At 54.1% G+C, this 22853-nt stretch carries 24 protein-coding genes and 2 riboswitches; of the genes, 8 read left to right on the top strand and 16 right to left on the bottom strand.

All coding sequences use genetic code 11. The annotated features are described in order from the left end of the window. Positions 1 to 34 precede the first annotated feature (34 nt). A complete protein-coding gene (locus KNP79_RS11565) occupies positions 35 to 691 on the top strand; it encodes a M48 family metallopeptidase (RefSeq protein ID WP_215192438.1) in 657 nt (218 codons plus the stop codon). A gap of 38 nt (positions 692 to 729) precedes the next feature. On the opposite strand, the gene KNP79_RS11560 is transcribed toward KNP79_RS11565, so the two are convergent. From KNP79_RS11560 to KNP79_RS11540, 5 genes are all read right to left on the bottom strand, one after another. Further along, complete coding sequence (locus KNP79_RS11560; RefSeq protein ID WP_034777642.1) at positions 730 to 1635, bottom strand: methyl-accepting chemotaxis protein; 906 nt, start codon at positions 1633 to 1635, stop codon at positions 730 to 732. Positions 1636 to 1838: 203 nt separating this feature from the next. Beyond that, positions 1839 to 2243, bottom strand: coding sequence for a hypothetical protein (locus KNP79_RS11555; protein ID WP_214753280.1), 405 nt, complete (start codon positions 2241 to 2243; stop codon positions 1839 to 1841). Between the two features lie 34 nt (positions 2244 to 2277). Then, the gene (locus KNP79_RS11550) at positions 2278 to 3534 is read right to left on the bottom strand and encodes a hypothetical protein (protein WP_215192436.1); all 1257 of its coding nucleotides are present in this window, start codon (positions 3532 to 3534) and stop codon (positions 2278 to 2280) included. 11 nt (positions 3535 to 3545) lie between these two features. Next, positions 3546 to 4838 (bottom strand): hypothetical protein, encoded by a 1293-nt coding sequence (locus tag KNP79_RS11545; protein ID WP_215192434.1) that lies wholly within the window; start codon positions 4836 to 4838, stop codon positions 3546 to 3548. Positions 4839 to 4944: 106 nt separating this feature from the next. Continuing rightward, entirely contained in the window at positions 4945 to 5328 is a 384-nt protein-coding gene (locus tag KNP79_RS11540; protein WP_034777646.1) for a DUF302 domain-containing protein, read from the bottom strand. Positions 5329 to 5499: 171 nt separating this feature from the next. On the opposite strand from KNP79_RS11540, the gene KNP79_RS11535 reads away from it, so the two are divergent. Continuing rightward, positions 5500 to 5895: a Spx/MgsR family RNA polymerase-binding regulatory protein gene (locus tag KNP79_RS11535; protein WP_021067479.1), complete on the top strand. Its 396-nt coding sequence runs from the start codon at positions 5500 to 5502 to the stop codon at positions 5893 to 5895. Between the two features lie 27 nt (positions 5896 to 5922). Here the strand turns inward: KNP79_RS11535 and KNP79_RS11530 are convergent, their stop codons facing one another. The 5 genes from KNP79_RS11530 to KNP79_RS11510 form a co-directional block, all read right to left on the bottom strand. Continuing rightward, a complete protein-coding gene (locus KNP79_RS11530) occupies positions 5923 to 6522 on the bottom strand; it encodes a methionine ABC transporter permease (RefSeq protein ID WP_251130456.1) in 600 nt (199 codons plus the stop codon). A gap of 34 nt (positions 6523 to 6556) precedes the next feature. Further along, positions 6557 to 7591, bottom strand: a complete 1035-nt coding sequence (locus KNP79_RS11525) for a methionine ABC transporter ATP-binding protein (protein WP_214753272.1) — start codon at positions 7589 to 7591, stop codon at positions 6557 to 6559. A 9-nt stretch (positions 7592 to 7600) separates the two neighbouring features. Next, positions 7601 to 8422 (bottom strand): MetQ/NlpA family ABC transporter substrate-binding protein, encoded by an 822-nt coding sequence (locus tag KNP79_RS11520; protein WP_152567737.1) that lies wholly within the window; start codon positions 8420 to 8422, stop codon positions 7601 to 7603. A gap of 73 nt (positions 8423 to 8495) precedes the next feature. Further along, positions 8496 to 8599, bottom strand: a riboswitch (SAM riboswitch). Between the two features lie 40 nt (positions 8600 to 8639). Further along, a complete protein-coding gene (locus tag KNP79_RS11515) occupies positions 8640 to 9656 on the bottom strand; it encodes an iron-containing alcohol dehydrogenase (protein ID WP_214753270.1) in 1017 nt (338 codons plus the stop codon). Further along, positions 9653 to 10828 carry an aminotransferase class I/II-fold pyridoxal phosphate-dependent enzyme gene (locus KNP79_RS11510; RefSeq protein WP_034777650.1) on the bottom strand — a complete coding sequence of 392 codons (1176 nt, stop codon included), beginning with the start codon at positions 10826 to 10828 and terminating at the stop codon, positions 9653 to 9655. Before KNP79_RS11510 ends, KNP79_RS11515 begins: the two co-directional genes overlap by 4 nt. Positions 10829 to 10905: 77 nt before the next feature. Further along, positions 10906 to 11006: riboswitch (SAM riboswitch) on the bottom strand. A gap of 175 nt (positions 11007 to 11181) precedes the next feature. Between KNP79_RS11510 and KNP79_RS11505 the strand changes: the two genes are divergently transcribed. The 3 genes from KNP79_RS11505 to KNP79_RS11495 all read left to right on the top strand — a co-directional run bounded on the left by KNP79_RS11505 (position 11182) and on the right by KNP79_RS11495 (position 15429). Continuing rightward, positions 11182 to 12282: an AI-2E family transporter gene (locus KNP79_RS11505; RefSeq protein ID WP_215192432.1), complete on the top strand. Its 1101-nt coding sequence runs from the start codon at positions 11182 to 11184 to the stop codon at positions 12280 to 12282. Positions 12283 to 12546: 264 nt separating this feature from the next. After that, positions 12547 to 13791: an MDR family MFS transporter gene (locus tag KNP79_RS11500; RefSeq protein ID WP_034777653.1), complete on the top strand. Its 1245-nt coding sequence runs from the start codon at positions 12547 to 12549 to the stop codon at positions 13789 to 13791. Between the two features lie 144 nt (positions 13792 to 13935). Next, positions 13936 to 15429 carry a peptide MFS transporter gene (locus tag KNP79_RS11495; RefSeq protein ID WP_215192430.1) on the top strand — a complete coding sequence of 498 codons (1494 nt, stop codon included), beginning with the start codon at positions 13936 to 13938 and terminating at the stop codon, positions 15427 to 15429. Between the two features lie 49 nt (positions 15430 to 15478). On the opposite strand, the gene KNP79_RS11490 is transcribed toward KNP79_RS11495, so the two are convergent. After that, entirely contained in the window at positions 15479 to 16774 is a 1296-nt protein-coding gene (locus KNP79_RS11490) for a glutamine synthetase family protein (protein ID WP_034777655.1), read from the bottom strand. Positions 16775 to 16966: 192 nt separating this feature from the next. Here KNP79_RS11490 and KNP79_RS11485 point away from each other — a divergent pair, with 192 nt between their 5' ends. Continuing rightward, positions 16967 to 18004, top strand: coding sequence for an SDR family oxidoreductase (locus KNP79_RS11485; protein WP_215192428.1), 1038 nt, complete (start codon positions 16967 to 16969; stop codon positions 18002 to 18004). 38 nt (positions 18005 to 18042) lie between these two features. Here the strand turns inward: KNP79_RS11485 and KNP79_RS11480 are convergent, their stop codons facing one another. Beyond that, the gene (locus KNP79_RS11480) at positions 18043 to 18366 is read right to left on the bottom strand and encodes a YflT domain-containing protein (RefSeq protein WP_034777657.1); all 324 of its coding nucleotides are present in this window, start codon (positions 18364 to 18366) and stop codon (positions 18043 to 18045) included. Between the two features lie 104 nt (positions 18367 to 18470). Further along, complete coding sequence (locus KNP79_RS11475; protein WP_157964157.1) at positions 18471 to 18698, bottom strand: hypothetical protein; 228 nt, start codon at positions 18696 to 18698, stop codon at positions 18471 to 18473. Positions 18699 to 18810: 112 nt separating this feature from the next. Between KNP79_RS11475 and KNP79_RS11470 the strand changes: the two genes are divergently transcribed. Then, entirely contained in the window at positions 18811 to 19869 is a 1059-nt protein-coding gene (locus KNP79_RS11470) for a GTP pyrophosphokinase (protein ID WP_200881484.1), read from the top strand. A 90-nt stretch (positions 19870 to 19959) separates the two neighbouring features. Beyond that, on the top strand, positions 19960 to 20397 hold the full coding sequence (locus KNP79_RS11465) for a MarR family winged helix-turn-helix transcriptional regulator (protein ID WP_034777659.1): 438 nt from the start codon (positions 19960 to 19962) through the stop codon (positions 20395 to 20397). A 107-nt stretch (positions 20398 to 20504) separates the two neighbouring features. Here the strand turns inward: KNP79_RS11465 and KNP79_RS11460 are convergent, their stop codons facing one another. The 3 genes from KNP79_RS11460 to KNP79_RS11450 form a co-directional block, all read right to left on the bottom strand. After that, a complete protein-coding gene (locus tag KNP79_RS11460; RefSeq protein WP_235420194.1) occupies positions 20505 to 21143 on the bottom strand; it encodes a class F sortase in 639 nt (212 codons plus the stop codon). Next, positions 21091 to 21888, bottom strand: a complete 798-nt coding sequence (locus KNP79_RS11455; protein WP_034777661.1) for a DUF4397 domain-containing protein — start codon at positions 21886 to 21888, stop codon at positions 21091 to 21093. The genes KNP79_RS11460 and KNP79_RS11455 overlap by 53 nt, the downstream gene beginning before the upstream one ends. 252 nt (positions 21889 to 22140) lie before the next feature. Further along, positions 22141 to 22827, bottom strand: a complete 687-nt coding sequence (locus KNP79_RS11450) for a glycerophosphodiester phosphodiesterase (RefSeq protein WP_256443873.1) — start codon at positions 22825 to 22827, stop codon at positions 22141 to 22143. Positions 22828 to 22853: the final 26 nt, after the last annotated feature.

Here is a 22853-nt window from a genome sequence, read left to right as displayed (position 1 = left end):
TAATCGACCGAGATACTACAAGGAGGTGAACCTGATGGACGTGACCATCATCCGCCATAAACGCCGGAAGCGGGCGGCCTTCTTCGTAACGCCGGACGGAATCGAGCTGCGGATTCCAGCTAGGCTCCCGAACCGGGTCGTCGAGACGATTTTAACGGAGCATGCCGGCTGGATCGAAGATCGCCTCGCCGCATTGCCGAAGCGTGACGCCTTGCCCGACGACAGGTTGAACCTACATGGGGAGACGTTCCCGCTCGTCAAACGTGATACCGAGACAAGGTTCTGTTTCGACGGCGAAAACTTTCACTGTCCCGCTGCATGGGACGAGTCATCGCTTCGGAAAGCGCACGAAGCTTGGCTCCGCGAGCGGGCTCTCGACTACGTCACGAATCGGGCGCCCCACTATGAACGTCAGCTCGGTGTGAAGGCGAGCCGAATCCGCATCGGCCACCAAAAGACGCGCTGGGGGTCATGCAGTTCGACCGGGACAATCTCGATCAACGTCCGGCTCATGCTCGCCCCGCGGGACGTCATGGACTATGTCATCGCCCACGAATGGACCCATCTCGTTCATTTCGACCACTCGAAAGCGTTCTGGTCGAAGCTTGCGTCAGTGTATCCAGACGTCGCCGGCGCGATGGCCTGGTTGAAACAGCATGGCCATACGCTGCAAATCAAAAAAACCAATTGAACGTGTCCCTTGTCAGGAGGCATGTCCGATTGGTTTTTTTAGATGGCGGAGGTGAACCGCTCGGCTGTCCCGTTCAGCGATTCGGCCGACTGTTCGATATGCTCGAACCGCTCGAGTGTCTGTTCCATGATGCGCACACTCTCTTGAATGTCTGCACTGGAGCGGGATACACCGTCGACGATCGAGACGAGCTCTTTGTTCATCCCATCCGTGTTCGAGCGCACTTCGATGACGGCGCGTTCGACGAGACGTGACAGGTTCCGCACCTCGGTCGCGACGACGTTGAAGCCGAGACCGTGCTCACCTGCCCGTGCGGCCTCGATGGCGGCGTTGAGCGACAACAGGTTCGTCTGGGCGGCAATCTCTTTGATCGTACTGGCGATTTTCGTGATCTCGCCCGCCTGCTCTTGCAAGTTTGCGAGCGTCTTCAAGTTCTGATTCGAGTCCGCATCAAGGCGTTCGATCGTCTGTTTCAACTGTTGACTCTCTTCCATGCCGCGTTGGGCCCGGGTGTCGAGGTTTTCTGCCATGTCACGGAATGAGCGCGCGTATTCTTCGATCGTCTGTTGGCGACTCGTGATGTCGGAGGCGATTTTGACGACGCCGACGACTTCGTCCTGTTCATAGATCGGCATATAGGTGGCCTCGAGCCAAATCGAATCGCCACGGGCGTCGATGCGCTCAATCTTGTCGGCCGAACTGAAACCGTCGAACAGCTTGTTCCAAAACGCTTGATAATCCGGGCTGCTGACGAAACTTGGCGTGCAGAACAAGTGATGGTGCATCCCGATCATTTCGTCACGTTTATATTTCATTGCCTTGGCGAAGAGGTCGTTCACATCGACGACGCGTCGTTGACGGTCGAATCGGATCATCGCCACGTTGGCCTCGAGGGCACGGAGCACGTCAGGGGATGAGAGGCTAGCGGTCTTTGTCAGTTCCATTCCGATTATTCCTACCTTCTTTTCTCGATTTCCTTTAGTGCTTTATTCCTGGAATGTAGCGGAATTCTAGTGTACCCTGTGTGAAAAGTCCTGAATAGCGTCGGTTTTTGAAATTGAGTCAATATCTTGAATTTGAAGTGTTTTCCAGTTGGTTCACTGCTAAGTCCATGAACAAAGGACCCGTGCAGTGCACGGGTCCCCTATCATTCCTGGTCATCGAATATTGATTTGAACAGCGTGACTTGGTCGGCCGTGAGTTCACCCCGGCTGTCCTGCGGCTCGATACCGCCGATCATCCGCTCATCGAACCAGATTCCGAAGTCGAGCGAACGCTCGGGCGCATCGTCCGGCGTGAACACGAACGTCGCTTTTACATCCGGATCACGATCGATTGGGACGGGCTGGTCTTCCCATTTGATTTCTTCGGTCGTTCGGTCAAGCTCGGCATTCGTCTCAGCGTCGGTAATGGTGCGTGTCGGCCCGTAGTCCCCATCAGTATGTATCGTTTGGTACTCGATACGAGACGGATCCACGTCTTCCTCGCTACTGGCACAACCTCCAAGCAACAGTCCCGCGCAGATGACATATCCAGCTAACATGCGTTTCAACAGCGCATCCCTCCCTGATTCACGTCCAATCTGTTCATTCGAAAGCCTGTGGGAATAACTCTTGGAACGTCTCCGCCCCAGCGCTCGACAGTTTGAACACTTCCCCGGACTTCACGTCTTTCACGAAGACATCGACTTTCTTCGACCGTTGCTGGTAACTGACATCGAACTGTTGACCGAGATTCCCGTGCAACAGCGTCAAATACTTATAGTCTTTCGTATCACCACTCTTCGTCGACGGTCTAGCGGTCTCGAGGGCTTCGACCAATCGGTCATACGCTTTTCCGCTCACGTTCACCGCATCAGGGTAAGGGAGCGGGACTTCCCGGTGATACGGATACTGATGGAGGTAAGCGACCGCTATCTCGTCTAGATCTGCAGGATCTGTAAGGAGAGGGCTCGTTCGATAGCGCATCGACACGGTTTTTGTTACGTTTTGTCCGTCCACGTCAATCGTGAGGTCATATAGCGGATAAGGTGTCATCGGTTCCATCGTGCCGCCGTTATGGATTCGACGGAAGGTTAAACTGTCAGCCCCGTTGAGCAAATCGGCATCTTGTAAAATGGAGGAGGAATAGCGAGCCTTGTCTCCACCATAAGACTGGAGCAGATGAGGCATGTTCGTGGCCTTATCTCGTCCTAATGCGATAAACACATCGGACGGTCTAAGGTTCGGCAAAAAGTGGAAGAATGGGTTAAAGTAGCCCCCTTCTTCAATCCCAATCTCGACCGTGCCGCTAAATCCAGGCGAAATCCTCATAAGTGTGACCGGATACGGTTCCATGTCTTGTCCATTGTCATAGAAGGCGTCCGGCTCATGTAGCGAGGCCCGCTCGTTCTCCGTCGCGACATGGACGTTCGGAAGGAACGAGATCTCCGTGCCAACTTCGTCTTTTAAGAAAGACGGCCGTGCCTCGAGCTCGACGGCCCGGTACCCTTCCATCCCGTCCATCCGGTCTGATTTACAGAGCGCATAGATTGTATCCCCCTCGACATAGGTCACTTCATTAAAACTATATCCATAATAGTCATCATTCATAAGCGGGGCCCGGGTCGCATACGCCATCCCGAGGATTGAAAACGTCTCTCCATCTAGTTCGGTCAGTCGTTCCTTGTCTTCACATTGGTTCAAAATTGTTTCGGCATCCACTACAGGCTCTTGACTGTTCAACGTAACCCGTTCGGCTTGCCAGTGCTCCTCGATATGGCCATAGCGGACGACGTCCACATCTTCCGAGCAGCCTGCCGTCAACCATAACAGTGACAATGCCATCAACGCTCGTTTCTTCATGTTGATTCCACTCATTTCTTCTTCAAATCAGGGAAGTAAGACAAGAACGTCTCGGCCCCTTCGCTCGTCAGTTTATATGTCTCTTCGGTTGATCGGTCGGTCACGTAGATATCCAGCTTCTTCGATCGCTGTTTATACGTCACCTCGAACTCTTGACCTTTGTGTCCATCGACAATCGTCAAGTATCTGTAGTCACCCTCCTCGCCTGAACGGTTCGTCGGCTCCGCAGAGTCGATCGCTTGGACGAGGTCGTCCATCTCGTTGCCGGCCGCTTTTAAGAGTGCAGGGTATGACAAAGGAGATTCTGTATTGAACGGTTGTTGGTGAAGGTAAATGAGTGGACCGGTCACAAGTGGCATGTAGTCTTCCTCAAGCTGTGTCTCGAGCTTCTTTCGTTCCGCTGTCGACAATAAATCAGAGGTGCGGTAGTTGAACGCCATCGTCTCATTGACGACTTTTCCATCACGGGTATAGGAAAACTCATACAGCGGGTAAGTTTTGTCCGGGACGAGCTCCGTCTCAAGCGGGAGACGTTCGACGGTTAACCCCTCATATGTATGTCCTTCTGTCGTCGGGTCAATCATCGATTCGAGCGGAGTCACAGAGAAATAAAGATCCGCAAACATGAGCAGCAAATACGGTTTCTCAGTGAGCTTGTCATAACCAATTGCCAATTTGATATCAGTCATGCCGGCCATCGACGGGTCGAACGAGAACAACGGATATGGACTCGGCATTCCTCCGACCTCCAATTCAATCTCGCCGTACAGAGCCGGGGAGAAGGCGACAATCGTATCGAGGAACGGTTCAATCGGGTTGCCTGACTCATTCAATTCATCCGCATTGCGCAAGGCGGTTTTGGCGGAATCGTCGGCCGGTCCGACTACGGGATAGCGATTAATCGGTGTACCTGTCTTCACGTCCACATCGTCAGGGAACGACTCGATCACTTGCGCTGAGAATCGATTTGATGCCATATCACGACAAATGGCATAATTCTCATCTCCTTTCATATACGATACGGCCTTGAACGCATACTCTTCACCCGTGTCCGTCATCGGATAGCGGTTCGCCACAATCGTATCGAATACGGTCAAGTCGCCTTTTAGCTCGGTCGTCAAGTCACCGGTACAGGCTTGAAGTGTCTCGTCGGCTGAATGAAGGGAAATCAGTTTCTCTTCGGCATACTTGTTAACGGTCCAATGCGCATCGACATACGACAAGTTCACGACGTCTGGCTTTTCCCCACCGCAACTGGCCAATAAGCCCATGGATAATACGAGTGCACTGGCTAACTTTTTCAAATCATCCGCCCCTTAAAATCTATTTGTACCAATTTTACCATTATATGACTTTAAGGAGGAACAGGAAAAAACCCGTCCACTCTCATGGACGGGTTCGCTCATTCAATTATACGGCTTGATCAATCGCACGCGTCAGTCGCGTCTCGACGTCGTGGGCGATCGATTGAAGCGACTCATCCTCAATCAGCTCGATCAGTTTCGTCGGCTTCGGCATCCCGACATGGGTCGCCCCGTCTTTCGTGAAGACAGCGAGCTTACAAGGCAGGAAATAGCCGCCTTCCCGATGTGCCGTGATGACTTTCTTCGCTTCTTTCGGATTACATACTTCAAGGATGCGATAGTCCCCGTCGATCGCTTGGCCTTTCTCTTCGAGCGTCTCGCTCAAATCAAAGTCCCAGAGCACTCCGAACTCTTCTTCCTTGAGCGTCGCTTTCAGCTTCTCGACGACCGCTTCGACCGTCTGGTCTGTCTTGACCGTGTAATCAAACATGTAAATCCCTCCTCGGTTATGGTCTCTTTCGTCATGTACCCGAACTGACTGACGACAAATCATCCGATGGCGATAAAAAGTATATGTGATTTGAAACATATTTCGCGTTCGAAACGTATGAATGAGAGAAAATAGAGAAGTCCATACTTACGTAAAGGAGAAGTGGTTGCCGTGACGGTCACCGTATTCACACATACAAGCTGCAGTTCTTCCCGTAAGACGATTGATTGGTTACGCGAACAGAACATCCCATTCATCGAGAAAAAATTGACCGATCAAGGGATGTCGTTCACCGAGTTCAAAGACATGCTCCGCCTCACCGAGAACGGGACGACCGACCTGTTGTCCGTCCAAAAGAGCGTGTACAAACAAGCGGCGGACCAACTTGACGAGATGTCGCTCCGTGAGCTGTACAGCTTTGTGGCGTCGCACCCCCAAATCTTGAAGAGTCCGATCGTCGTCGACGACAATCGGATTCAGATCGGGTTCAGCGAGAAAGAGATTCGTACGTTCATCCCGCGCCATGACCGAATCGCCGAATTGAAACGATTGCTCGACAACAAGTAAGAGCCCTGCCGAAGCAGAGCTCTTTTCTTATGCCTTCTTGAGTCGGGCCGCCAAGCGGTTACCGAACGATTGAATCGATTGGACGAGCAGGATCAAGACGAAGATGGTCACGTACATGACCTCCGGTTCGAACCGGAGATGCCCGTATTGGTAAGCGATATCGCCGAGTCCTCCGGCCCCGACGAGTCCTGCCATCGCGGTCGCCCCGATCAAACCGATCGTCGCGATCGTCAAACCGAGCACGATTGAAGAGCGGGCCTCCCGGATCAACACGTACCAGATGATTTTACGGGTCGAGATGCCCATCGCCTCATACGCCTCGACGACCCCACGGTCGACCTCGAGTAGCGCCGACTCCATGAGCCGGGCGATATACGGGGCCGTGAACACGATGAGCGGCAACAGCACGCCTTGGACGCCAATCGTCGTGCCCATGATAAAACGGGTGAACGGGAGGATGAAGAATAAGAGAATGATGAACGGGATGGAACGGACGACGTTGATGACACTTGATAACGCCCCGTAGAAATAACGATTGGCGAGCCGGCCGTTCGGTCGCGTCAAGACGAGAAGCGTCCCGAGCGGCAGTCCGATCAACGTCGAGATGACGAGCGCGATGCCGGTCATCGTGAGCGTCTGGATCGTCCCCGTCCAAATCAAGTCACCCCAATTTTCCCAAAACTGAAGCACGGTTCGTCACCTCTTTCACTTTCACACCGCTCGCCTCTAAGAAGCGGACGGCTTGGTCGGTCTGGGCCTCATCCCCGTCCAAATGGACGAGCAGATTGCCGACGAGACCGCCTTTTAGCTTTTTGATGCCGCCCCCGATGATATTCGGGAGCAAGCCGAACCGTTTCGTCAACTGGGCGAGCACGGCCTGTTCACTCTGATGACCGATGAACGACAAGTTGACGAGCATCCCGTGCGTGCTCAACTCTTCGACAACCTCTTTCGGGACATCGAGGTTCGTCTTCAAGAACTTGCGTGTCGTCGCATGCTGCGGGTCCGAGAACACGTCGAGCACGTCCCCTTCCTCGATGATTCGGCCGGCCTCGATGACCGCGACCCGGTCACAGATGCGCTCGATGACTTCCATCTCGTGCGTGATCAAAAAGATCGTCAGTCCGAGCTCGCGGTTGATGTCGAGCAAGAGGTCGAGGATCGACTCGGTCGTCTCCGGGTCGAGCGCGCTCGTCGCCTCGTCGCTGAGCAGGATGTCCGGCTCATGCGCGAGGGCCCGGGCGATGGCGACACGTTGCTTCTGTCCGCCCGAGAGTTGCTCGGGATAATGTTTCCGATGGTCCGTCAAGCCGACGATGTCGAGGTATTTGTCGACGCGAGCACGGATCGTTGCCTTGTCGAGACCTTCAAGCCGGAGCGGGATGGCGACGTTCTCTTCGACGGTCGCCGTCTTGAGCAGGTTGTAGTGTTGGAAGATCATTCCGATTCGATGGCGGAGTTTTGAGAGCCCACGTTTGTCGAGCTTCGTGATGTCCTGCCCTTCGATCTCGACCTGGCCCGACGTCGGGCGTTCGAGCAGATTGATCATGCGGATGAGCGTGCTCTTGCCGGCCCCGCTTCGGCCGATGATGCCGAAGATCTCGCCTTTCTCGATCGTGAGCGAGACGTCGTCGAGTGCGGTGACAGCACCTTTATTTACCGTGAACGTCTTCGTGATTCCTTTAAGTGCGATCATAGGCCCTCCTTAAAACGCCGGGACGATCGAGCCGTCGAACGTCTCTTCGATGAACGTCCGGACCTCGTCCGAGTGATAGTACGACTTGAGCGTCGCGACGACCTCGTCATCCTTGTTGTCGGTACGGACGACGACGTAGTTCGGATACGGGTTGTCGACCGTGTCTTCGTGGAACAAGGCGTCCTCGTTGATTGACAGGCCGGCACCCATCGCGAAGTTCGTGTTGATGGCCGCGAGTGCGACTTCCGGGAGCTGGGTCGGGAGCTGAGACGCCTCGAGCTCGATGAATTCGAGGTTGAGCGGGTTCTCGGCGATGTCGCGTTTCGTCGCCTTGTCCGTCAAGCCTTCCTTCAGCGTGATGAGGCCCGCTGTCTCATACAGACGGAGTGCGCGCAGCTCGTTCGCCGGGTCGTTCGGGACGGCGACCTTGTCGCCTTCTTTCAAGTCCTCAATGTCGGTCAACTTTTCCGAGTAAAGACCCATCGGGAACGCGACGGTCTTGAACACGTCGTCGATCTTATAGCCTTTGTCGGACTTTTGCAGTTCAAGGAATGAGAGCGTCTGATAACTGTTCACGTCGAGACTGCCCTCGGCGAGCGCCGTGTTCGGGGTGTTATAGTCGTTGAACACTTTGATGTCGAGCTCGAGGCCGTCCTCGGCCGCGAGTTCTTGCACTTTTTCGGCGATTTGTTGGTGTGGACCCCCCGTGACGCCGATCGTGAGCGACTCCGTGCTGAGCGATTCGCTCGCGTCCGATTGACCGCACGCCGAGAGTGCGATAGCGGCGAGTAGTGAAGTTCCTACGAGTGCTGTTTTCTGTTTGATGTTCATCTGTTTTTCCTCCTCCAAAATGAAAGCCCGCTACTCATGAAGAGTGGCGGGCACGACAAGACAAAGTCGGACACGCTCATCTCCCAGACGTTCCGTCTGTTGGAATTAGCACCATGATCATAATGATCTGGTTGCCGGGTTTCATAGGGCCAGTCCCTCCACCACTCTTGATAAGCAATCGGTCTATTTAATTGTTATCATCTTACTTTCAATTCTTTTATTTGTAAATAGAAAATTGCAAATTTTCAAATGTTATTTTCAGAAAGTCTTTATCGAGCGGCTTTGGCAACTGTTGCAGCTCGGTCTCCGTCATGACGGAGTCGACCAATACCGGGATCTCGCTCGACCCGACCCCGAGCGTCTCGAGCGTCGTCGGGGCACCGAACTTGCTTAGCCAAGCCTCCAAATACGCGGTATCGGCCGAGCACCGCAACCGCTCTTGGACGATCAAGCCGAAGCCCACCTTGTCCCCGTGTAAGAAACGGTGCGTCGACTCGAAGCGACTGAGAGCGTTATGGACCGCATGGCCCACGGCGACCCGTGTCCCGGCGTCACCAAATCCTCCGACGGCACCTCCGATGGCGAGCACGTGATCGACCGCGAAGCGGACGTCATCACTATACGACTCAAAAGCGTGCTCGCTCAAATCAAGTTCGACGAGACGCCCGCACTGCTGGGCCAAGACGAGCCCGGTGTTGACGCCCGCGTCGACCGAGCTGTCACCGCTCAAGTAACGGGCCTCGTAAAACTTCGCGACCGTGTCGATGACACCGGCTCGGAAATATTCATATGGAGAGCGCGAGATGACCCGCGAGTCAACGATGACCCGTTCGATGACGACGCGGAACATGTCGTAGCGGTCGTAGCTCCCGTCCTCCCGATAGACGACGCTGAGAGGCGTGAACGCCGCACAGTTCGAGGCGAGTGTCGGGACGATGATGAGCGGCACGTTCTGTTGATAGGCGACGAGTTTGGCCGTGTCGACGAGCTTCCCGCCCCCGATGGCGATGAGGACATCGACGTCTTCAAAAATCAGCCGTTCGACTTCCTTGTCCGTACACTCCCCACGGAACGTCGTGGCCGGATAGTCCGTGATGGATGGATGGACGGCCCGCACGACTTCGTACCCGTTCTGACCGCGCAGGACGTGGGCACGTCGGCCGTCGACTAAGTCATCAAGACGGTCGAGCGCGTCATCGGCGTGGTCATATTCAAGGACGGCCTGACGAATCATGCCCGCACCTCCTCATAGGCGGCAAACAACCGCTCGATTCGTTCGACGGCCTCATCGATTTTCGGCTCGGGCGAGACGAGGCCGAAGCGGACGTATCCGTTCCCTTCTGAACCGAAGAAATAGCCCGGTGTGACGGCGACTCCTGCCTCGTACAATAACTTACGCGAGAACGATTTGGCATCGCCCTCGGGCACTTTCGCCCAGACGAAGAACGAACCCTCCGGCGGCTCGACGGCCCAACCGGCCCGGTTCAACCCATCGATCAGGCGATCACGCCGTGCCTCATAGAGTCGGGCCAAATCGTCCCGGATGGAGCGTGGGGCCTCGAGCGCGGCGACAGCCGCCGCCTGGATGGCCGAGAACACGCTGACGTGGACGTGGTCCTGATACGTATTGATCGCCTCGATGATGTCCGCGTTCCCGATGGCAAAGGCGACGCGCCAACCGGACATGTTGAACGCCTTCGACATCGTATATACCTCGATCCCGACTTCTTTCGCCCCTTTCGCCTGCAGGAAGCTCGGCGGGACGTGTCCATCAAACCCGATGCTGCCATACGCGAAGTCATGGACGACCATCAAGTCCCGCTCCTGGGCGAACCGAACGGTGTCATCAAAGAAGGCTGGTGTGGCGACGGCCCCCGTCGGATTGCTCGGATAGTTCAAATACATGAGTTTCGCCCCTTCCGTATCGAGCGTCTCATAGTCAGGGAGGAAACCGTGCTCCTCGCGTAAGATGAGATCACGGACGACGGCACCGGCGAGTCGTGCCCCGGAGATGTAGTCGGGATAGCCCGGGTTCGGCAGCAAGATCCCGTCCCCTGGCTCGAGCACACATTGCGGCAACGTGATGAGTCCGGACTTGGAACCGATGAGGATCGCGACTTCCGTCTCGGGATCGACTTCGACGCCGTACTCATTCAAGTAAAACGTCGCCACCGCTTGCTTCAGACGGGCCTGACCGCGGAACGGACCGTATTGATGGGTCGAGGCATCAAGGAGCGCCGTCTGAAGTGCGTCGCAGATTGGGGCGGGCGTCGGCAAATCCGGCGTCCCTTGACCGAGTCGGATGATATCGCGACCGGCCTGTTCAAGTGCTGCGACTTCATCGGCGAGTCCGACAAAATGTTGGGGTGGTAAAGTTTTAAGTAAGTGTGAGCGTCTGTCTGTCATGAATAGTCCTCCTATGCAAAAAACACCCCTTTCCGCGGAAAGGGGTGTCGAGATACGGACGTATTCAAACAACCACCTTTCCATCTCTCAAGGTCACCTTGCTGGAATTAGCACAGTATTGGAACAATCTGTTGCTGAAGCTTCATCGGGCCAGTCCCTCCGCTTCTCTTGATAGAAAGTGTTTTTATATGCGATTTGTCTTTTTGTAATATGTCACTTAGTTAACCAAACGTTACCAATCTTGTCAATCCTTTTTCGAAAATGGGTGTGGCCTATTGAATCCCGATAAAAAAAAGGTCATAGTACAAAGTGAACACTATTCTACAAAATTTAAAAGATGAGGGGATGGACCTTTGGAATTAAATCGTCAATTGATTTGGAAGTTGAGCGTGATCGGATTGATTCTGCTCGTCCTATGGAAAGTCATCAGTGAACCGGACACGATTTCTAGTGTGTTGCACTACACGTTCCAGTTGCTGACGCCGATTATCATGGGAATTGCCATCGCGCTGCTCCTGAATACCGTCCTGTCCTATATAGAAGAACGGTTTCAATTAAAACGCTATCAAGGTTTGCTGATCGTTTATATCGTCTTCATCGGGATTCTTGTCATCTCCGCTGTGACATTGTTCCCGCGCATCTACTCGAGTGTGGCCTCACTCATCGAAGAGCTCCCGTTCTACATCCGACAGATTGACGGGTTCCTCGCCAAGTTGAACACGTACTTGAAAGAGTACAACGCGACGATCGCCCAAGCCATCGATTTCAGCCGCTTCGAGGAACGTTACTCGGGCTGGGTCGAGACCGCCGTCTTGTCGTCGGTCAGCTACGTGTCGAGCTTCACGATGACGCTCATCAATTTCTTGATTGGGATCGTCATCTCAATCTATCTGTTAAAAGACAAAGAGGTTTTTGCCCGCATGTTCAAGCGGCTGTTGTATGCGATGTTCCCGGTCGCGTCGGCTAAGACGACGATCGACATCTTTCAAGAGATGGATTACATCTTCAAACGCTATATCATCGGGAAGTCGATCGACTGCCTCATCATCGGGGTGTTGGCCGTCGCCGGTCTGTTGATCATCGGGGCACCTTACGCGCTTCTACTCGGCGTCATCGTCGGCGTCTTGAATTTTATCCCGTACGTCGGTCCGCTGCTCGGGATGATTCCGGCGTTCATCATCACCTACTTCTATGACCCGTTCACGGCGCTCATCGTCCTCTTGTTCATCTTCTTGTTGCAACAATTCGACGGACTCTGGCTCGGCCCGAAGATTCTCGGCGACAGCGTCGGCATCACCCCGTTTTGGGTCATCACCTCGATCATCATCGGGGGTAGCCTGTTCGGTCTCGTCGGGATGTTCATCAGTGTACCGGTCACGGCGATGATTCAAGTCGTGTTCTCTCGGTTGATCGACTACCGGCTCAGCCGAAAGAATTTGAACGAATTATTATGACACATTGACGATTTATGTTGACACATTTCACGGAAATATCATAATCTTGAAGAGAAGACAGTCCAATGCAGAAAGGAGAGGTACCGATGTCAGTCATTCAACGCTCGCACGTCCAAGTTCATATTGACCGGCAGGCGCCTCTCCGTGATTTGAATCCGTGATGTCGCCTGCCTTCCGAGGCATGCCTAAGATCGTAGGGACGCGTATGCCTTTGTGCATGCTGCGTCCCTTTTCTTATTCTATCAACTAAAGCAGGTGACCTTAATGATTCAATCACTCAAACAGCTCGACCGTAACATTTGGATCCGCTTCCTCGGAGAGACGATCACCGGTGTCATGATGTTCATGATCGCACCGTTCCTCGTCCTCTACTATAGCGACAAGCTCGACAGTTATATCCAGGTCGGGGTCATCATGGCGACCGGACCGATCATGGCGCTCATCGGATCGGTCGTCGGTGGACGGCTCGCAGACCTGTATGGCCGCAAACCAATCATGATGGCTGCCATTCTTGGCGACGCCCTCGCCCTCGTCGGTTTCGCCTTCGCAGAAACGTTTTGGCCGCTCCTTCTCTTGAACGCCATGCTCGGTTTGACGAACTCATTGTTCCACCCGGCCGCAAGCGCGATGGTAGCCGATGTGACCGAGCCCGAACAGATGAACGAGGCGTTCGGTCTGTTGCGGATGGGGCACAATATCGGGGCTGCATTCGGCCCGCTCCTCGGGAGTGCCGTCCTCTTTATCGACCGGCAGTATATCTTCTACTCGGCCGCTCTCGTCTTCGTCTTGTACGCACTCGTCCTCGGTCGCTTCATCCGGGAGTCACTCCCAGAGACGACCGATGTCGACACGCCGTCGAACCGGGATGTCCTGCGCGTGTTCTACAATGACAAGGTGTTCCTCGTGTTCATCTTTGCCGGTGTCTTCATCTCGATGGGCTTCTCGCTCATCGAGAGCATGCTGCCCCTCTTCTTGAGAGAGTCGATGCCATCGTACACCGATCGTGAGAACCCGTTCGCCTATATGCTCGCCTTGAACGGCATCATGGTCGTGTTGTTCCAGTTCCCGATCGCTTCGAAACTCGGCCGCAAGCCGTTCGGCAACGTCATGCTCGCCGGGGCGACCATCTTCGGGGTCGGCATGATTCTGATCGCCGTCATGCCGCGTCTCCTCTATTCACTCGGGACACCGTACCTCGTTCTCGTCAGCGTCTTGCTCGCGGTGTACGCCTTCTATACGCTCGGCGAGATGATCATGTCCCCGGTCCAACAGACGTTCATCGCCTTGATCGCTCCGGAGAATATGCGCGGTGCCTACAACGGGGCCGCCAGCATCCAATGGTTGATCGGTGGGGTGACCGCACCGATCATGGCAAGCTTGTTCTTCGACCAACGCGCCGGACATATCGCGTTGATCCTCGTCGGGGCGGCCAGCTGCGTGTCGGGACTCATCTATTGGCAACTTGGACGCCGCGTCAGCGCAGCCGAAGCGAAACAAAAGACAGCTTGACTTATAAAACCACACTGAACCTAGTCGTTTAGTGTGGTTTTTGATTTCGTTCGAATATCATTAAATTTTGAATTTTTCATTCGTTTATTCTTTACAAACATAATGATTCTTTTTTATGATGATACGGTTAAGGAGGGATCTTTCATGGAAAGGATCGATAAACAGAAAATTGTGGACAGCGTGCCACAAAAAGGTTTTTTCGGACAGCCTAAAGGCTTGTTCACGCTATTCTTCACTGAGTTTTGGGAACGGTTCTCGTATTACGGGATGCGCGCCATCCTCGTGTTCTACATGTACTACGAGGTATCTGAGGGCGGTCTCGGTCTCGACCAGAATGTCGCCTTGTCAATCATGTCGGTATACGGCGCACTCGTCTACATGTCGGGGGTCATTGGGGGATGGCTCGCCGACCGTGTCTTCGGGACGTCTCGGGCCGTCTTCTTCGGCGGCGTGTTCATCATGCTCGGTCATATCGTCTTGTCGATTCCAGGCAGCCTGACGTTCTTGTTCATCTCGATGGCGTTGATCGTCATCGGTACGGGCTTGTTGAAACCGAACGTTTCAAGCATCGTCGGTGACCTGTATCACGAGACGGACCGTCGTCGTGACGCCGGGTTCAGCATCTTCTATATGGGGATCAACCTCGGTGCCTTCATTTCACCTTTGATTGTCGGTGGGGTCCAAAAGAGCTACGGCTTCTATTGGGGCTTTGCACTCGCCGCGGTCGGGATGTTCATCGGTCTCGTCGTCTTCCTCGTCACGAAGAAAGGCAACCTCGGTCTTGCCGGTTCATATGTGCCGAACCCGTTGACGCCGTCTGAGAAGAAAAACGCGATCAAGTATACGACGATCGCGGTCGTCCTCATCGGGGGCCTGTTGGCCGTGCTCATCCCGCAAGGTTTGTTCACGATCAACACGTTCATCGGCCTCGTCGGTGTGTTCGGGATCGCCATTCCGACGATTTACTTCATTATCATGTATCGCAGTCCGAAAACGACGGAAGTCGAACGGTCACGAATCATCGCCTACATCCCGCTCTTCATCGCCTCGGTCATGTTCTGGGCGATTCAAGAGCAAGGGGCGACGATTTTGGCCAGCTATGCCGACAAGCGGACCGACCTTGAATTTTTAGGGATCACGCTCTCACCGGCCTGGTTCCAGTCGCTCAACCCGCTGTTCATCATCATGCTCGCACCGGTGTTCGCATGGCTTTGGGTCCGACTCGGTGACCGTGAGCCGAGCATCCCGACGAAATTCGCGTTCGGGATCTTGTTCGCAGGGTTAAGTTTCTTGGTGATCTTGCTCCCGGCCTATTTCGGGGGCCCGGACACGCTCGTCAACCCGCTCTGGCTCGTCCTTAGCTACTTTATCGTCGTGCTCGGTGAGCTCAGCCTGTCGCCGGTCGGTCTGTCGGCGACGACGAAACTCGCCCCGGCCGCTTTCTCGGCCCAGACGATGTCGCTCTGGTTCTTGTCGAACGCGGCGGCGCAAGGGATCAACGCTCAGCTCGTCCGTTTCTATTCACCGGAGAACGAGATGCTCTACTTCGGGATTATCGGTGGCGCGGCCATCGTGCTCAGTCTGATCCTGTTCGCACTCGCCCCGGTCATCAAAAAGTATATGCGCGGTATTCATTAAGCGTAAAAGCCCATTCCTCGGCCGAGGAATGGGCTTTTGTATGTTTTGCTTATTTACGGACTTGGATGAGCGACAAGTAGCGGTCGATCAAGTCATGGTTGAAGTAATCGTGGAACCGGTCCGACTTGAGCGATTGGATCGACTCATGGAACGTCGCCGGGAGTGACGAGATGCCTTGACTCTCGATTTGTTTGGCCGAGTACTCAAACAAGTCGTCCTCGTTCGGTGATGACGGCTCAAGCTGTTGCTCGATCCCTTCGAGTCCAGCGTAAATCAGGGCCGCGAGGGCGAGATATGGGTTGGCGCTCGGGTCTGGGTTACGGACTTCGACGCGTGTCGCACTGCCGCGTGACGCCGGGATTCGAATCATCGAACTGCGGTTCGACGGGCTCCAACAGATGTTGACCGGTGCCTCGAAGCCTGGAACGAGACGTTCATATGATTCTGGGAGCGGGTTCGTGAAGATGGCCGTCGCACGGGCATGCTTCAAGATGCCTTCGATGAAATGACGGGCTGTGACCGACAGGCCGTAATCCGACTCCGGCTCTTCGAACGCGTTGACCGTCGGATTGCCGTCCTTGTCGTTCTTCCAGACCGAGATGTTGAGGTGCATTCCCGAACCGTTCACGTCGCGGAGCGGTTTCGGCAAGAACGACACTTTCGCGTTTTTCTCTTGGGCTGCCAACGTGACGATTTCTTTGAAGAACTGGATGTTGTCGGCCGTATGCAACGCGTCATCGTACTTGATGCCGATCTCGTGCTGGGCCGGTGCCACTTCATGGTGGACCGCTTCGATGTTGAAGCCGACATCGCTCAACCGGTTGGCGATATGTTGACGTACCTCATAGCCTTTGTCTTCCGAACGTGTCGAGAAGTATCCGGCCTCGTCATAGAACTCTCCGTTTTCGTCGAAGATAAAGAATTCCGGCTCGGCGCCGACGAAGATCGAGTATCCGTCACGAGCAGCGCGCTCGAGGGCATCCTTCAAGACGTTGCGCGGGTCGAACTCATACCGTTCCCCGTCTGGCGTGCAGACGTCACAGAAGAACGCGAGGATGCTCTCGTCCCCGTCCTGTTCGTAGCGTGGACGATCTAAATCCGGTCTCAAGAATAGGTCTGAGTTTTTGATGGAAGAAAAACCAGCGATGGATGAACCGTCAAACATCGTCTTCCCTTCAAAAACTTCCGGCAACAATTTTGCAGAGAGAGTCAATAGCTTCAAGTCTCCAAGCACGTCGGAGAAGTACATATGGATCTGAGTGATCCCTTTCTCCTGAACCGTTTTTTCAATCTCTTCTTGCTTCTTCCTGTTGCCATCCTTGTCAGTTCCGAATAGATTAGCCATGATTCTAAAAAACCTCACTTAAGTTATTTGACAGATCAACACTGTCATGACGTACCTTGCGTACGCTTCTCCTTAAGTCATAACCCACTTTAAAAAATGTTAAACCCCTAATTTGAAACATCGGGCTGAAAGTGGCTCATTCCGCCGTCGCTTGTTATGATGGGGAGAGACTGAAAAGAGAGGAAGAACGCTGTGAACATTTTTATGACCGGTGCGACCGGATTTTTAGGAGGGCGGCTCGCCCGCGAGTTGATTCATCGAGGCCACACGTTATGTGTCCTCGCCCGCACGCCTGAAAAAGTGGAGGCGATGTTCTCGCAGGACGAACGCCGCTCGATGACAGTGCTGGCTGGGGATTTGACCGCCCAGTTCCTTGGAGCGGACGATGAGTTTATCAAAAAACATGAGCGGAGCTTCGACTTGGTACTCCACATGGCCGCGCTCGTCAAATTCGACGAGGAGCTCCGCGATGAGCTGTTCGAGACGAACTTGACGGGGACTCAGCAATCGCTCAACCTCGCGAAAGCTTTGCACTGCCCCCGCTTCTTCCACGTCAGTACGGCGTATACGCTCGGCGCACGCGAGAACGGAGATGAGACGTTGTATGCGACCGATCAAACGTTCCATAACCCGTACGAGGAGAGCAAGGCCCATGCCGAACAAGCCGTTTGGGAAGCCCGGCATGACCTGGCCGTCTCCATTTTCCGGCCCGCCATCATCGTCGGTGACTCGAAGACCGGCGAAGCCGATTCGAAGTTCACGATGTACGGCTATATGCGGGCCCTGGAAGTGTTCAAGCGTCGACTCGAACGCAAAGGCGCGCCTGTCGGTCCGATCCGACTTCTCGGCTCTGAGACGGGCACGTCGAACCTCGTCCCGGTCGACTATGTCGCCGACGTGCTACTCGCGGCCATCGAACACGCCAAGCCGGATACCATCTATAACGTGACGAACGATGCCCCGCCGCGCAACGAGACGATGCTCGAATATATGAAGCAGGCGCTCGAGTTCCCGCATTTGAAAATCACCGAGACGGCGACGTCCTCGTTGAGCAACGTCGAGCAGACGTTCAACGAGATGGTAAAAGTATTCAACCCGTACTTGAACCGCAACATCTCATTCCAGGATGCGAACACGAAACGCCTGTTGCAGGACGCCGGGTTCAAACCGCTCGATTTGAATGAGCGCTCGCTGCGCCGGATCGTGAACGCCTATTACGAGACGAAATGACAACAGCCGGGACTGATCCGTATCAGTTCCGGCTGTTTTTATGATTTGTCGCAAACAAGGACGATCTTCCCGGCTTGGATTTCACTTTCGAGTGACTCGACCATCTCTTTCGTCAAACCGAGGCTCTCGAGCTGATCGATGCGGTCATCCGAGTTTTTCGTGAACTTCGACATGAGTGATTCCCACAATCCTTTTTCAGTGATGCGGTATGGTTGTACACCTGCTTCTGCGGCAAGACGCACCGTCAATTCTTCATCTTTGGCAAATAAGTAAATGTTCTCGTTGACACATCCGCCTGACACCATTCCATTCACTTCATGATCGACCGAGGTCATATCCCGCACGATTCTTGTTTCTAACATATTCATCCTCCTAAACGTCCGCTGTTCTAAAATCGAATAATATACTATTCCCGAAAAATGAGTCGTAAAACCCATTTTCCGTCAGCGATTTGAAAAAGAGGGACTCAAGAAAACGTGGCGGTCCAGTCATCGATTCCAAAATGATCGACGATGCCTTGGATTCGTGCCCGTTCCTCCGGTTCAGACGAGACCCCTTCACGGCTGAGACGGACGATATTGACCCCGGTCTGCCAATCGATCTTCCCCGCCCGATAACCGGCCTGTTGCAACAGGCCGGCGACGATCTCGAGCTTCTCGCGCTCCATCGATTTCAATGTATGGCTCACTCTCACATGCGACACTCCTTCCCGTTCCAAGCCGTATTGTATCATAGGGACGGCAGACAGGTGCGACAGCGATTTCAATGATGCTATACTACTTATAATGAGACAAGGAGTGATGTAGATGCCGAGACAGGATATGAATACGATCATGCTCGACTATATGAATGAGAAAGAGGATTACGAGGCGTTCGCCGCCAAACTGAAGTCGCTTCTCAGTGAACTATTGAATGACGCCGGGATTCAGTTCCACTCGATCGTCGCCCGGGCCAAGGAAGCGGAGAGTCTATATGCCAAACTGTCCCGCAAACCGTACCAATACCGGTCATTGCGCGACGTCCAAGACTTGGCGGGGATTCGGATCGTGACCTATTTCCATGACGACGTCCGGGCCGTGGCCCAAATCCTTGAGGACGAGTTCCGAATCGACCGTGAACAGTCGATTGATAAATCCACCCTGCTCGACCCGAACGAGTTCGGCTACCTCTCGGTCCATTACGTCGTCGGTTTGAGTGACAAGCGGCTCGCTCTCGGGGAGTATCGCCGCTTCGAGGAGAAAGAGGCCGAGATTCAAGTCCGGTCCATCTTGCAACACGCCTGGGCCGAGATTGAGCACGACCTAGGTTATAAAAACCCGAACGCCGTCCCGCCGGAGATCAAACGCAGCTTCAGCCGTGTCGCGGGACTGCTCGAAATCGCTGATTCCGAGTTCGTCAACATCCGCAAGCAGCTGCGGACGTTCGAGCAGGAGACGGTCGAACGGATTGTCGAGTCACCGGACAAAGTGAGCATCACCCGGGACAACTTGAACTATTATATCGCCAATGACGTCACTGTCGAGAAGCTTGATAATGCCATCTTCCAGAGCGACTGGTTGCTCGACACCGACCTGTCGACGATCATCGAATTGACGCGCATGTTCCATTATGCCGAGATTCGCACGTTCCAGGACTTGAGTGACACACTCGATCGTTACTTCAACCGGGCCATCCAATGTGCGACGCTCTTACCGTCGTCATTATTGCCGCGGCAAGGGATGGGTGTCGTTTACGCAGTCCTTGCCAAGCTGCTCGCCGAAGGGGATGACCAGCAGATCGAGTTCTTCTTCCGCCGCTTCTATCCGGACTTAAAACATTACGATGAAGTCATCCAAGAACTTCGCATCCGTGAAGAGCCATCATAACTTTACAGACTTCATGTTTTTGTTGTAGAATGTTTTTATGTTCTGAAATATATGCAAATAATGATATTTACCTAGGAGGTACGCTTGAGGATGACAACGCCTGTACAAACAGCATCCCGCCGTCAGCTCGTCGCTGATGCTGAGCGAGGGATTCGCATGAACTATCGCGGAGTGAAGAAAAACCTCCGGTCGATGTTCTCTCAATACTTGACGCGCAACGAATTCTTCATCCTTCGTTCGCTTTGTCAAAATAGTCCTCAAATCGCCTCGGCCTTATCGAACGAGTTTCAGTTCTCGGCTTCGATGATCACGGCCCTCGCAGATGAGCTCACGAAAAAAGGATTGATCTCACGCGAACGTAGCGAACGCGACCGTCGCGTCGTCGAGTTACAGGCGACCGAGGAAGGTCGTGCCTTGTTCGAGACGTTAGAAGATATGAAAATCGAGTACTTGATGGACGTGTTCGAAGACTTTTCAGATGACGAATTGATTCTTCTGTCCAAATTGCTTGATCGAATGGACGCATAAAAACGACTGGGCCCGATTCATTTCGGCCGCAGTCGTTTTTCTTGTGTCGTCCTACAAACGAAAAAACCCTCGGTCAAGGCAGTTGCCTTGTGCGAGGGTTTTTTCGCTCATGCTTTGGCGATTGCCGTGACGACGATGCGGTCACGATATCCGTGTTCCGGGTCATACGGGCCCGCACATGTGATGAGCTGAAGCCGTGTCGCTTGGGTCGCCGCAAAGATCGAGGCGAGCGGAACGTCTTCGAGTCGGTACCGTTCGACGGAGACGACTTCATATTCGATCACCTTTTTGCTACGCTGGAGCGTCACCGATTCTCCGAGGCGCAGTTCGCCAAGGTTTGCGAAGATGGCCGGTCCGCGAAGGTCATCGAGATGACCGGATAGTACGACGTTACCCGTCGCACCCGCTTTGGCCCCGTAACGATACCATCCGACCTCATCAGCGTCTGTCGGCGTATCCATCCGGTCGAGTCGGTCTTTCCCGACCGGTTGGATGACGGCATCAACATCAATCGACGGAATCTTCAGTCGTTTTGGGACGAACGTCTCTGTGTGAAAAGATTGACGATCGATCTCGGTCGCTGACAGGACGAGCGGTTCGGCGAAACCGACGGTCGTCAGTTTCGAGTCCGCGTCCGGTGCGTCCGCGTCCGGTGCGATCATAAGGAACGATAGCGTTCCAATCAAGAGAAGCTTAAGCGTCTTGCTTCTGACGACGAAAGACGTAGAAGCCAGCTGCTGCTGCACCAAGGACCGCTGCTGCGAGCAACCAGTTCATTGATGCTGTCTGAGCGAGACCGCCTTGTCCTGTTTCTGGAGCTCCGGCCATTTCACCGCCGTCTGCTGCAAGGAGGACTTCAAACGCTGGTTCGCCTTCAAGGAGTCCGATGGCGAACGCCGTATAGTTTTTACCGCCTTCGAGGGCAACACCGTCAAGTGCCTTCACGACGTCAGTCGCGCCGGCCGGACGAACTTCGAGGTCATACGTGCCAGCGTCGAGTGTGCCATAGTCGCTGACTGCTTTGAACTCAAGGTTCGAGAAGAGCGGGTCGCCACCTTTAGGGGCTACATCGACTGCCGGTGCGTCAGGTGAGAAGTGAGCGACACGGACTTTCGATTTACCGTCTTCAAAGTTCGCATCGTCTTCCATTGCCGCGATCTCGATGTTTTCAAGTTGGCCGATTGCTGCCGCTGTGTAGAACTTGCCTGCTTCGATCGAGAGGTCTGCCGCAACGACGACCGTCTCGGCATCACCTGCCGGCTTGATCTCAACATTGTAATCTCCAGCCGGGAGTGTCAAATAGTCGGTGAGCGCTTTGAACTCTGCGCCTTCGACTGCGACTTCACCGTTGACGTAGACATCTACCGCCGGTGCATCAGGTGAAGCATGGAGTACACGTACCATCGCGTTCTCGTGTCCATCCGCACTGACCGGTACGATGAGTGCAAACGCCAAGGCGAGTGTACCAAGTAAAGACATCAATTTCTTCATGTGAAATTTCCTCCTTTTTCTGCTTGGGTTGACCGATTGACTGCGTACGACAAGTTTGATACGTGCTACAAAGTGTGCTACATCTGATTGCTATGTAGCTGGTGACATCTTAAATTTAAGACAACGGAGCAATGGCGTAAAGGTGACGGTGTGCTCTGAATATGCCGCTGGGCACATCGAGAAGAAACCGCTTTCTTTACATTACCCGCACTTCCCCTTCACCTTAATGTAAAAACCCCGCAACGCGTAACGTTACGGGGTTGAATGTGCTTTGGCCCAGTCGATGTCGTTTACGAACACCGCATCGACCCCGAGCCGGCGAAACCGTTCGAGGTCATGCACCGTCTTGACGGTATAGGGACGCACGGCGAGCCCTTTTGCTTGCAGCTGTTGGATTTCCTCATCGGTCATCGTCCGGACGTTCGGATGCACGGCGGTCGCCCCGACCTTCGCACAGTACGCCACAAGGTCATAGAGAGGTTGGGCCAAGAGCACCGCACACTCGATATCTGGCGCCAACCGTTTCAAACGTTTGAGCGTCGCATGATTGAATGAAGAGAACACGACTTGTTCAATAGGGACACGTCGGTTACGGATCGTGTCGACCAGGCGCTGCTCAATCCCGGGATACCGTTCGATATCGGTCTTGACCTCGAGATTCAGTACCACCGACGTCCCTTGACACAAATCGAACAGTTCATCTAACGTCGGAATCTGCTCGTGGACCGCGAACGTGACGCCCGCGTTGACCGCTCGCAGTTCTGATAGCGTCATATCGGCGATCCGCCCTTGACCATCTGTCGTCCGATTGATCGTCTCGTCATGGATGAGGACGAGACGTCCATCTTTCGTCATATGAACGTCCGCTTCAATCCCATCTGCCCCGGCCTCGAGTGCAGCCCGGAACGCTGTCATCGTATTTTCGGGATGGCGGGCCATCACTCCTCGATGCGCGAAGAATCTCA

Origin of the sequence: Exiguobacterium sp. s7 (assembly GCF_018618195.1) — a bacterium.
Taxonomy (GTDB): domain Bacteria; phylum Bacillota; class Bacilli; order Exiguobacteriales; family Exiguobacteriaceae; genus Exiguobacterium; species Exiguobacterium mexicanum_A.
Note: the sequence above shows the minus strand (reverse complement) of the source record. Positions and strands in the feature narration are given on the sequence as shown.